The sequence below is a fragment of the Mycolicibacterium tusciae genome (assembly GCF_002086795.1).
GTDB classification, from domain to species: Bacteria; Actinomycetota; Actinomycetes; order Mycobacteriales; family Mycobacteriaceae; genus Mycobacterium; species Mycobacterium tusciae.
The window spans coordinates 180519-192859 of record NZ_MVIM01000001.1; the positions used below are offsets into that span (position 1 = coordinate 180519).

The following is a 12341-nucleotide window of genomic DNA, read 5'->3' on the forward strand; positions in this document are numbered from 1 at the left end:
GTGGTGACGAAAGCCCCTAGTCGCGCCTACCGGTGCCGATGTTGAACTGAATCGCACAGTCACACATCGACTATCACGGCGAATGGGATGCCATGACGGCGGAAGCGCCCCCGGTTACAGATGTCCAGCTGCGCCGTCCGTTCCCGGCCCGGCTCGGCCCGAAGGGCAGCCTGGTCTACAAGCTGATCACCACCACCGATCACAAGTTGATTGGCATCATGTACTGCGTCGTCTGCTTCATCTTCTTTTTCATCGGTGGGCTGATGGCGCTGTTCATCCGTGGCGAGCTGGCGATGCCGGGGCTGCAGTTTCTGTCCAACGAGCAGTACAACCAGCTGTTCACCATGCATGGCACGGCGATGCTGCTGTTCTACGCCACCCCGATCGTGTTCGGGTTCGCCAACCTGGTGCTGCCGCTGCAGATCGGCGCACCCGACGTGGCGTTCCCGCGCCTGAACGCGCTGAGCTTCTGGCTGTTCCTCTTCGGCGCGCTGATTGCCATGAGTGGTTTCATCACCCCGGGTGGTGCCGCCGACTTCGGTTGGACCGCATACTCGCCGCTGACCGACGCGATCCACTCGCCCGGGGTGGGCGGTGACTTGTGGATCTTCGGTCTTGGGGTCGGTGGTCTTGGCACCATCCTGGGCGGCGTCAACATGATCACCACGGTGGTTTGCATGCGCGCACCGGGCATGACGATGTTCCGCATGCCGATCTTCACCTGGAACATTCTGGTGACGTCGATCCTGGTGCTGCTGATCTTCCCGCTACTGACCGCGGCGCTGTTCGGCCTGGCCGCTGACCGCCGCCTTGGGGCGCACATCTACGACCCGGCCAATGGCGGTGTGATTCTGTGGCAGCACTTGTTCTGGTTCTTCGGCCACCCCGAGGTGTATGTCATCGCGCTGCCCTTCTTCGGGATCATCAGCGAAGTGGTGCCGGTGTTCTCCCGCAAGCCGATCTTCGGTTACACCACGCTGGTGTATGCGACGTTCAGCATCGCGGCGCTCTCGATGGCGGTGTGGGCGCACCACATGTTCGCGACCGGCGCGGTGCTGCTGCCGTTCTTCAGTTTCATGACTTTCCTGATCGCGGTGCCGACCGGTATCAAGTTCTTCAACTGGATAGGCACGATGTGGAAGGGCCAGTTGACGTTTGAAACACCGATGCTCTTTTCGGTGGGCTTCATGGTCACCTTCCTGCTCGGCGGGCTGTCGGGCGTCATGCTGGCCAGCCCTCCGATCGACTTCCACGTCACCGACTCGTACTTCGTCGTGGCGCACTTCCACTACGTGCTCTTCGGCACGATCGTGTTCGCTACCTACGCCGGCATCTACTTCTGGTTCCCGAAGATGACGGGCCGATTGCTCGACGAACGCCTGGGCAAGCTGCACTTCTGGCTGACGTTCATCGGCTTCCACACCACCTTCTTGGTACAGCACTGGCTCGGCAACGAAGGCATGCCGCGGCGCTACGCGGACTACCTGCCGTCGGACGGCTTCACCGCTCTGAACGTCATCTCGACTATCGGCGCGTTCATCCTGGGCATCTCGACGATTCCGTTCGTGTGGAACGTGTTCAAGAGCTGGCGCTACGGCGAGCCGGTCACGGTCGACGATCCGTGGGGCTATGGCAACTCGCTGGAGTGGGCCACCAGTTGCCCACCGCCGCGGCACAACTTCACCGAGTTGCCCCGAATCCGTTCGGAGCGACCCGCATTCGAGCTGCACTATCCGCACATGGCGGATCGAATACGCACCGAAGCACACGTCGGCCGCGGGCACGAGCCAACACCGGCCACCACGTCTGCGATAGGGCCTCAGTACACGTCGCGCACGTAGCGTTTCGCGGCGACGAGTTCGCGTTTGTAGTCGTGGGCCCGCTCACGTGACATGCCGCCGTGTTTTTCGATGATCGCCGTCAGCGCCGCATCGACGTCGCTGGCCATCCGGGAGGCGTCGCCGCATACGTAGAAGTGCCCGCCGTCGTCGAGCCAGCGCCACACATCGGCGCCGCGATCAAGCATCTTGTGCTGGACGTAGACCCGCTTGGCCTGGTCCCGGCTGAACGCGACATCGAGGCGGCTGAGGAAGCCGTCGCGGGCCATGTCCTCCAAATCGTCTCGGTAATAGAAGTTTTCGCTGCGATGTTGATCGCCGAAGAACAGCCAGTTGCGGCCTGCGTGGCCGAGCGCGCGACGTTCCTGTAGGAACCCACGGAACGGCGCGATACCCGTTCCCGGACCCACCATGATCATCGGTGTTCCGCTGTCTTCCGGTGGCCGGAAGTGCGGGGATCGTTGCAGGAACACCGGAGCCGTCGTCGCACGGTCGGCGAGGAACGTCGAGCACACTCCCCCACGCCGACCGCCGTCGGCACCTCGGTAACGCACCACCGAGACCGTCAGCTGCACCTCGTGCGGGCTCACCAATGGGCTCGAGGATATCGAGTAGTTGCGCGGGGTCAACCGCACCAGCACCTCGAGCCACTGGTCAGGGTCGGCGTGCACGACGAATTCCTGCACGAGATCGACTCCGTTGCGGCCGACGAGCCACTTGTCGAGCTTGTCCTTGCTGGCGCGTAGCGCCTTTGCGTCGCGACTGTTCTCCGTGATGAACCGCAGCAGGTCCGGTGTCACGCGACAGAAGTCATAACGCGATGTCAGCGCCTCGCGCATCGACTGCTCGGTGCCGTCGACGACGACGGTGTGCTCGCCGTGCATACCGGTGGCGGCCAGCCAGGCGTCGACGGCGGCCGGATCGTTCGTCGGGTACACGCCGAGTGAGTCACCGGCCGCGTAGCCGACGTCGAACCCGGAGATGTCAAAGCCGAACTGGCGCACCTCTTTTAGCGCCGAGGCCGAGCTCAGTAGAACGTTCCTGCACAACGGTGCGACGATCGGATGCGCGCGGGTGAACGGTGCGGCGACGGCGGCGTGCGTCGAGGACACCGAGCGTCCCAGCAGGCCGGCGACCTGATCCACCCATCGGCTCATCGGTTCGTCGTCGTAAGCCTCGCATTCGACACGTTCGAGCAACCGTGCGGCGCCCAGCGCGACCAACCGTGTGTCGATGGCCTTGGCGTGGCCGCAGAAGTTGTCGTACGTGCGGTCACCGATGCCGAGAACCGCGTAGCGCACACCCGTCAGCGTGGGAGCGTCCGGGGAGTTGAGCCGGCTCCAGAACTCGGCACCGTTGTCGGGCGGTCCGCCGTCGCCGAAAGTGCTGGTGACTATGAGAACGTCGCGCGTGGCGAGGTCGGCGAGGGCCATGTCGTTCATGTTGACCAGGTTCGTCACGCCGATGGCGGCGGCCACCTTGCCCGCGAACTCCTCGGCGGTGCCGGTCTGCGACGCCCACAGCACGAGCGGCCCCTCGGTCAGTTCCGGAGGCGTCAAAGGCTTGGTCTTACGCAGCGGTGCGGCGAACGGTCGCAGGCTGACGGCACAGGCCTTGAATTCGGGCTGCAGCGAGTCGGGATCGACGGCGTCATTGGTGAGTGCGTTGACCGTCAGATATTCACCGTGTTCGTCGTTCCAGTGGAATGGCACGAAGCACGTTCCCTGCCGTACTCGATCGGTGACGACTGAGGGGAGTACGGCGCGACCGCGCCGCGTGCTGAGCTCGACGGGTTGATCGCCGACGATGTCAAGCGCAACGGCATCCAGTGGGTGGATCTCCACGAACGGTCCGCTGTTCAGTCTGTTGAGCGCGTCGACCTTGCCGGTCTTGGTCATGGTGTGCCACTGGTGTTGCAGGCGGCCGGTATTGAGCACCATCGGAAAGTCGTCGTCCGGCAGTTCGCGCGGATTCATGTGCGGTCGGGCGTGGAAGACCGCGCGCCGAGACGGCGTCGGAAAGGCCAGCCGTGGTGCGTGGCCGTTCTCGTCTACAAAGTAGTCCTGGCTGATGCCGTCGTTGAGGTAGCGGATCGGGTGACGGTCGTTGTCGTCACCGGGTGGGCACGGCCATTGCAACGATGTCTCGCGCAGCCGTGCATAGCTCACACCACGAAGGTCATAGCCGGTCTTCGGGTTCGAGAAGCGGCGGATCTCGTCGAAGATCTGCTCGCTGGACTCGTAGGCAAAATACTCGCCGAATCCCAGATGCGTTGCGACCTGGCAGATCAACTGCCAATCGGGCCGTGCCTCCCCGCGCGGCGGCAGTGACTGCGCTAATAATGTGACGTTACGCTCGGAGTTCACCATCACGGCGTCGGACTCGGCCCACAACGAGGCGGGCAGCACGATGTCGGCGTACCGGTTGGTGGCGGTCTCGCGATAGGTGTCCTGCGTGATGACGAGTTCAGCGACTTCCAGCCCGGCGATCACCGTTGCGCGATTAGCCATGGTGGCAACGGGATTGGTACAGATGATCCAGCACGCCTTGATGCGGCCGTCGGCGAGCTGGCTGAACATGTCGATGGTGCCGGGTCCGACGTCGGTCCGGATGGAACCCGGCTCCAGCCCCCATTGCCGCTCGACGAAGGCTCGGTCGGCAGCCGAGAGGACAGAACGCTGGCCGGGCAAACCGGGTCCCATGTAACCCATTTCGCGGCCACCCATCGCATTGGGCTGCCCCGTCAGCGACATCGGGCCGCTACCGGGTCGGCAGATCGCGCCGGTGGCCAGGTGCAGGTTGCAGATCGCGTTGGTGTTCCAGGTGCCGTGGGTGCTCTGGTTCAACCCCATCGTCCAGCAGCTCATCCATTCACCTGCCTCGCCGATCATCTTCGCGGCGGTGCGGATGTCTTCTTCGGCGAGGCCGGTGATCTGGGCGACCACCTCGGGTGTGTAGTCGGCAAGGAAGGCGGGCATGGTTTCCCAGCCCTCGGTGTGGTCGGCGATGAAATCGGCGTCGATGTCATCGTTTTCGACGAGCAGGTGCAGCAGACCGTTGAGCAGTGCGAGGTCGGTGCCGGGTCTGATTTGCAGGAAGAGGTCGGCGCGTTCGGCCGTGGCGGTGCGCCGCGGGTCGACGACGATCAGCTTGGCGCCGGACTTCAGCCGATCCACCATCCGCAGGTACAGGATCGGGTGGCAGTCGGCCATGTTGGAGCCGGTGACGAAGAACAGATCGGCACAGTCGAAGTCGGTGTACGACCCCGGTGGGCCGTCGGCGCCGAGCGACTGCTTGTAACCGGTTCCCGCACTTGCCATGCACAGCCGTGAGTTCGACTCGATGTGCACGGTGCGCAGAAAGCCCTTGGCCAGTTTGGTGGCCAGATACTGCGCTTCGATGGACATCTGGCCCGATACGTAGAGCGCGACCGCGTCGGGTCCGTGCTCGTCGACGACAGCGCGCAGCCGCCGTCCAGCCTCGGCGACCGCGTCGTCGACCGGTACGGGGACTGCCTCCTCGCCGCGAGCGGGCCGCAGCAGCGCGGAGGTCAGCCGGCCGTCGACCGCGGCCATCATTTCGGCATGTGTCGACCCCTTGGTGCAGAGCCGGCCGAAGTTGGTGGGGTGGAGCTTGTCTCCGGACACGCGGGCTATCACCGCGCGGCCGTCGTCGGTGGTGGTCTCGACCGTTATGCCGCAGCCGACTCCGCAGTACGAGCACGCGGTTCGGGTGACGGTCATGAGTCCATCGTGGGCGGACCCTGTTCCGGGATCTTTCCGCGCACGTTATCTGGAGGAAAACTGATGCTCACCGCGGGGATCGCCCCGCGGTGAGCATCATTTGTGCAGCTCAACCAGCAGTAACAGGGACGGCCGGGCGGCCGACGTCCTCCCCCGTGTCGACCCGCACAGTCTTCATCCGCAGGAACACCGCCCAGGTGACTATGGCGCAGATCACGTAGAACGCCATGAACACCCAGAACGCGTTGGTCGCGGACTTGGCTTCACCGACGTACGAGGCCCGCAGCACCACGTTGATGAACACGCCACCCAGAGCTCCGACGGCACCGGCGAAACCGATCAGCGCACCCGACATGCTCCGCGACCACGCCGCCTTATCCGCGGGGCTCCAGTCGTCGTGACCCTGGGCCTTCGCCTCGAAGATGGAGGGGATCATCTTGTACGTCGATCCATTGCCGATGCCCGACAGGATGAACAGCACGATGAATCCGACGACGTAAGCGATCATTTGACCGCCCGTCGGTGCGCCGGCCGTGCTGTCGTCGAGCATCCCCGTACCCACCAGGATTCCGGCGGCGAAGATCATCGCCACGAAGGTGTACATGGTGATCCGCCCACCGCCGATCCGGTCGGCGAGCTTGCCCCCGAACGGCCGCGAGATCGACCCGAGCAGCGGCCCCAGGAAGGAGATCTGAGCCGCGTGCAGCGAGGCCTGTGCGGCGGTGTCACCGCCGGCGAGAAAGTTGATCTGCAGCACCTGACCGAACGCGAAGGAGAATCCGATGAACGAGCCGAACGTACCGATGTAGAGGAAGCTCATCACCCAGGAGTGCTTGTAGCGCAACGCTTCTGCCAACGCGCCGAGGTTCGAACGCTGATTGCCGAGGTTGTCCATGAACAGCGCCGCCCCAATGGCGGCACAGGCGATCAGCACCAGGTAGACGGCGCAGACGATCTCCGGTGCGGTGTTGGAAACGGCCGCGATCACCAGCAGACCGACGAGCTGTATGACCGGCACGCCGATATTGCCGCCGCCGGCGTTGAGACCAAGTGCCCAGCCCTTCAGCCGCTGCGGGTAGAAGGCATTGATATTGGTCATCGACGAGGCGAAGTTTCCTCCACCGAAGCCCGCGAATGCCGCCACCACGATGAACGTGGTGTAGGACGTGCCGGGGCTCTTCATCGCCCACCAGGTCAAGACAGTCGGGATCAACAGCAGCAGCGCGCTGACGATCGTCCAGTTCCGACCGCCGAATTTGGCGGGCGCGATCGTGTACGGGATCCGCATGAAGGCACCGACCAAGGTGGGCACCGCCACCAGGTAGAACTTGCCCGCCGCATCGATTCCGTAGACGTTCTGCGGCATGAACAGCACCATCACTGACCAGATCGACCAGATCGAGAAGCCGACGTGTTCGGCGAAGATGGACCAGATCAGGTTGCGCTTGGCAATCTGCTTGCCACCGGCCTCCCAGGCCGCCACGTCTTCGGCGTCCCAGTGCTCGATGGTGCGGTTACGGGTCAAAGTAGTCACGAGGGATACATCTACGGCCCGGCTATTCCGCTTCGATTGCACCGCAGTGTCGCCAATGTCAACACCCGCTCACATCCACCACACAGGCCCGGGTGCGCCAGGGGATTCATTGCCGACTCACTTCGGAAACGAATCCGAAACATATGCACCCTAGCTTCAGGGAGGGTGAGCGACGGCAGCACTCCCCGATTCCTGCAGGGCCCCTTCGATTTCGAGGGCAACGGGTTGGACAAACCGTTGCTGCTCGACGATTCACTGCGTTACGTGGTGCCCGCGGGCTCCGTAGCCCAGCCGGTTTATTTCCGCGGTGGCAATTCCAGCGACGACATGGTCACCGTGGTGTTGTTCCGCGATGGAAAACCGATGCGCTACTTCCCCATTGCCGCCCGCGGTGCGACTCACGTGGCACTGCGGGTGGTCGAAGACCTCCTTGGGGACACGGTTCTCGAACTGTTCGTAGCCGCACCCGCGGGCTGCACGGGGACGGTAGTCGTCGACCTCGGACTGGTGGAGATCTGAGATGGCTCCCAAACTGGTGGTCGTCGGCAACGGCATGGCCGGGGTACGGGCGATCGAGGAGGTCCTCGCTCGTGGCGGGGGCGAGATGTTTGACATCACCGTGTTCGGCGACGAACCGTACGGAAATTACAACAGGATTTTGCTGAGCAACGTCCTAGCCGGCAGTCAGAGCATTGAAGGCGATGCGGACGATATCTTTCTGAACGCGATGGACTGGTACGCCCAGAACCGGATCGACCTGCGGGCAGGCGTGCGGGTGGTCCGTATTGATCGCTACGCGAAGCTGGTGCAGGCCGACGACGGGACGGTCACCCGCTACGACCACCTCATCTTGGCGACCGGCAGCAGATCGTTCTTTCCACCGATGGCGGGTTTGTGGGCGGACGACAAGACGCTGACCGACGGCGTCTTCGGATTCCGTAGCCTCGACGATTGCATGGGCATGATCACCCAGGCCGAGCACCGCACAAGGGCAGTCGTCATCGGTGGCGGGCTGCTGGGCCTGGAGGCCGCCCGTGGCCTGCAGAACCGCGGCCTGCACGTCGAGGTCGTGCACGCCGGGCAGGTGTTGATGAACGCTCAACTCGACGACATGGGTGGGGCGATCTTGCGCCGCTCGGTCGAGGCGCTGGGAATTCTCGTTCACACGTCGAAGCGCACCACCGAGGTCCGCACCGACGAGAACGGCCGCCTGGCGGGAATCGTGTTCTCCGACGGCAGTTCCATCGACTGCGACATGCTGGTGATCGCTGCCGGTATCCGTCCGAACGTCGCCCTGGCGCAGAGGTCGGGCCTGACCGTCGAGCGAGCGATCGTCGTCGACGACCACATGCGCTCGATTGACGACGACCACATCTACGTCGTCGGCGAGTGCGCCCAGCACCGTGGTCAGGTGTACGGGCTCGTCGCGCCGCTTTGGGAACAGGCGGGAGTGCTCGCCGACCATCTGACCGGCGCCGACAGGACCGCCGCGTACCACGGCTCACGAACTGCGACAAAGCTGAAAGTCGCCGGAGTCGACGTCGCCGCAATGGGACTGAAGGCTCCCGAGCTTCCCGACGACGAGTTCGTGCAGTACTCCGAACCCCGTCACGGCGTCTACAAGACCATCGTCATCCGGGACGGAAAACTGGTCGGCGCCACGCTGCTCGGCGACGTCAGCAAGGTGTCGTTCCTGACCCAGGCGTTCGACAGCGGACTACCGCTCCCGGAGGAGCGGGTGTCGCTGATGTTCGACATCGGCACCCCCGACGTGGAGATCGGCGTTGCCGAGTTGGCCGACGACGCTCAGGTGTGCAACTGCAACGGCGTGAGCAAGGCGGCGTTGATGCGATGCGTGCAGGACGGTGAGACGTCGGTGAGTGGGGTGATGGCTAGAACCAAGGCTGGTAAGGGCTGCGGATCGTGTAAGGAACTCGTCGGTCAGATCGTCGAGTGGGCGGCAGGCGGCACGGTCACCGACGACCCGTCCGCGTCGTGGTACGTGCCGAGTATTCCGTATGACAAGCCGACATTGATGCGCCATATCCGCGAACTCGAACTGCATTCTGTGTCATCCGTTTTCGCCGCCCTTGCCCCGGATGGGAAGGCAGACGCGACCTCGAAGATGGCCCTGGCGTCCCTGTTGGAGACGATGTGGGCCGACGAGTTCATCGACGAGCGGGACGCGCGATTCATCAACGACCGGGTCCATGCGAACATCCAGCGCGACGGCACCTTCTCAGTGGTGCCCCAGATGAAGGGTGGCGTCACCAACGTCGCTCAACTACGCAGAATCGCCGATGTGGCGGAAAAGTACGACGTCCCCATGATCAAACTGACCGGTGGCCAACGCATCGATTTGCTCGGTGTGCGCAAAGAGGACCTGCCCGCGGTGTGGGCCGACCTGGACATGCCGTCGGGCTACGCCTACGGCAAGAGCTTCCGGACGGTCAAAACCTGTGTCGGCACTGACTTCTGCCGGTATGGGGTCGGCGATTCGACGGCACTGGGCATCGCGATCGAGGAACGATATCAAGGCCTCGCCAGCCCGGCCAAGATGAAACTGGCCGTCACGGGCTGCCCCCGAAACTGCGCGGAGGCGCTGTGCAAGGACCTCGGCGTGGTTGCGATCGACGGCGGGCGTTGGGAGATCTATGTCGGCGGCGCGGCGGGTGCGCACGTCCGCAAGGGGGATTTGCTGGCCACTGTCGATGACACGGCAACTGTCATCACACTCACCGGCCGGTTCCTGCAGTACTACCGGGAGAATGCGAATTGGCTCGAGCGTACGTACGCGTTTGTGCCTCGTGTTGGTATCGACACGGTCCGCGCCGTCTTGATAGAGGAAGCCGACGACGCCTACCTCGCCCAACTGGACGCGAATATGCAGAAGTCCGTCGACGCGTATCGCGATCCATGGAGCGACGGCCGAAACCCGGTGACGCAAGGTCAGTTCCGCACATCGCTGCCACTCATCCCCTTGCCTCAGGTACCGGTGCGATGACGGACGTCGATATCGGGTCGATCGATCAAATTCCTGTCGGTGAGGGGCGCACGTTCGCAATCGACGGCGAGCAGATCGCGGTGTTCCGGCTGCGAAACGGTGCGCTGCGGGCCGTGGACGCGGTATGCCCGCACAAGGGCGGTCCGCTGGCTGACGGGTTGGCCGACGACGCGGTCGTCGTGTGCCCGTTGCATGGCCACACCTTTGATTTGTCCACCGGCTGCGAGGCGAGTGGCAACGAAATGTCCGTCCGCAGCTACCCCGTGGAGGCTATCGACGGCAAGGTTCGCGTCAGCTTTCGTCGGGCTTGACCGCCAGCACCGGCTTCGGGCATTCGAGCAGCAGCTGCTGCGACACGCTGCCCAGCAGCAGCTTTCCGACGGGACTGCGGTGCCGGATGCCGATGACCAGCAGTTCGGCGTCATCTCGGCGCATGGCTGTGAGCAGTTCCTCGGCGGTGTCCACCCCGACGGGCTGGGTGAGCTCGAATTGGACGCCGCACTCGCTGAGGTGCCGCTCGACGTCGTGCACTTCGTCGGACTGCGCGAATCGAGGGTCGGAGTAAGCCTCCCCCGATGTCGAATTGATGACCAGCAGCGTGGTGCCGCGGAGTTTCGCCTCGGCGATTCCGTGTTCGAGCGCGGCCCGGCCGAACGCGTCCGCGCTGTAACCGATGACGATCATGACTGGGCCGCCTTCTCGCGTTGGTCCTTATCGTCCTCGACGATGAGCAGGGTTTCCTCGCTGCGGTGCATGAGTTTGAGTATCAGTGGCATGAGTAGCAGGATCACCATCAGGACGTAAACGACGATCGCGACGGGCTCGGTGAACAGGCTGGTCCAGTCGCCGCCGCCGAGCTGCAGGCTCTGCCGGAGTTGACGTTCGATGCGCGGGCCGAGAATGACGCCGATGATGAGCGGCAGCACCGGTAGCCCGAACCTGCGCATCATCAGGCCGAGGAGTCCGAATACCAACAGCAGGGCCAGATCCAGCGGCTGTACGTTGACCGCGAGCGCACCGAGGCAGGCGAAGAACAGAATGCCGGCGTAGAGGTAGGGCCGGGGCGTGCGTAAGAGCTTGGCCCACAGCGGCGCCAACGGAAGGTTGAGTAGCAGCAGGAGCAGGTTGCCGATGAAGAGACTGGCGATCAGTGTCCAGATCAGCAGCGGCTCCTTCTCGAACAACGTTGGGCCGGGCTGGATTCCGTACGAGACGAACGCCGTCAGAATGACCGCAGCGGTGGCGTTCGTGGGCAGACCGAGCGACAGCATCGGCACGAGAGTGCCTGCGGCCGAGGCATTGTTGGCAGCCTCTGGGCCCGCGACACCTTCGATGGCACCCTTGCCGAACTCCTCTTTGTGCTTCGAGAGTCTTTTCTCGGTGATGTAGGACAGGAATGTCGGCAGTTCCGCGCCACCGGCGGGCAGCGCGCCGAACGGGAAGCCGTAGGCGGTGCCGCGCAACCACGGTTTCCAGGACCGCTGCCAGTCGCTCTTGCCCATCCAGGGCCTGCCGACGGGGATGACGTCCGCGGGGCGGCGACGCAGATGTGCTGCGACCCACAGCGCTTCGCCGACCGCGAAGATGGCGACCGCGATGATCACGATGTCGATGCCGTCGGACAGCAGCGGGATGCCGAATGTGGCACGCGGCTGCCCGGTGAGGAAGTCGATGCCGACTACGCCGATCGCCAAGCCGAGGAACAGCGAGATGGCGCCGCGTAGCTTCGAGGATCCCAGCACTGCGGTGACGGCGACGAGGGCGAACAGCATTATCGCCAGATACGACGGAGCGCCAAGAGTCACCGCGAAACGAGAGATCGGCGGTGCGAAGGCCGCGAGTAGTGCGGTGCCGATCGTGCCGGCCACGAATGATCCGATCGCGGCGGTGGCCAACGCTTGGGCGGCTCGCCCGGCCTTGGCCATCTTGTTGCCCTCGATCGCCGTGATGACCGATGAGGACTCCCCCGGTGTGTTCAACAAGATCGAGGTCGTGGAACCGCCGTACATTCCGCCGTAGAAGATGCCCGCGAACATGATGAAGGCCGCACTGGGGCTGACGTTGTAGGTGATGGGTAACAGGAGCGCCACCGTCATCGCCGGCCCGATGCCCGGCAGGACGCCAACTGCGGTGCCCAGCAGCACACCGATGACGGCGTACAGCAGATTCATCGGGGTCGCGGCCTGCTCGAACCCCTGGATCAGCCAGTCAAGATTGTCCAT

General features: G+C 64.0%; 8 protein-coding genes. 4 read left to right on the top strand and 4 right to left on the bottom strand.

Annotation, left to right across the window (positions count from 1 at the left end):
• Positions 1-92: 92 nt before the first annotated feature.
• Entirely contained in the window at positions 93-1841 is a 1749-nt protein-coding gene (ctaD, locus tag BST47_RS00860; RefSeq protein ID WP_083123306.1) for an aa3-type cytochrome oxidase subunit I, read from the top strand.
• Here the strand turns inward: ctaD and BST47_RS00865 are convergent.
• Together BST47_RS00865 and BST47_RS00870 are read right to left on the bottom strand one after the other, a co-directional pair.
• Positions 1820-5581: a bifunctional nitrate reductase/sulfite reductase flavoprotein subunit alpha gene (locus BST47_RS00865; protein WP_083123307.1), complete on the bottom strand. Its 3762-nt coding sequence runs from the start codon at positions 5579-5581 to the stop codon at positions 1820-1822. The two genes, ctaD and BST47_RS00865, sit on opposite strands and share 22 nt — an antisense overlap.
• Positions 5582-5690: 109 nt before the next feature.
• Entirely contained in the window at positions 5691-7115 is a 1425-nt protein-coding gene (locus BST47_RS00870; RefSeq protein ID WP_083123308.1) for a nitrate/nitrite transporter, read from the bottom strand.
• A gap of 165 nt (positions 7116-7280) precedes the next feature.
• Between BST47_RS00870 and BST47_RS00875 the strand changes: the two genes are divergently transcribed.
• The 3 genes from BST47_RS00875 to nirD are packed head-to-tail and all read left to right on the top strand — an operon-like array spanning position 7281 to position 10430.
• Positions 7281-7634, top strand: a complete 354-nt coding sequence (locus tag BST47_RS00875; RefSeq protein ID WP_083123309.1) for a molybdopterin oxidoreductase — start codon at positions 7281-7283, stop codon at positions 7632-7634.
• A 1-nt stretch (position 7635) separates the two neighbouring features.
• Positions 7636-10119, top strand: a complete 2484-nt coding sequence (nirB, locus tag BST47_RS00880) for a nitrite reductase large subunit NirB (protein ID WP_083123310.1) — start codon at positions 7636-7638, stop codon at positions 10117-10119.
• On the top strand, positions 10116-10430 hold the full coding sequence (nirD, locus tag BST47_RS00885; RefSeq protein WP_083123311.1) for a nitrite reductase small subunit NirD: 315 nt from the start codon (positions 10116-10118) through the stop codon (positions 10428-10430). The genes nirB and nirD overlap by 4 nt, the downstream gene beginning before the upstream one ends.
• Here nirD and BST47_RS00890 read toward each other — a convergent pair.
• Together BST47_RS00890 and BST47_RS00895 are read right to left on the bottom strand one after the other, a co-directional pair.
• A complete protein-coding gene (locus tag BST47_RS00890; RefSeq protein WP_083123312.1) occupies positions 10411-10803 on the bottom strand; it encodes a universal stress protein in 393 nt (130 codons plus the stop codon). The genes nirD and BST47_RS00890 overlap by 20 nt on opposite strands.
• Positions 10800-12341 (bottom strand): tripartite tricarboxylate transporter permease, encoded by a 1542-nt coding sequence (locus tag BST47_RS00895; protein ID WP_083123313.1) that lies wholly within the window; start codon positions 12339-12341, stop codon positions 10800-10802. The genes BST47_RS00890 and BST47_RS00895 overlap by 4 nt, the downstream gene beginning before the upstream one ends.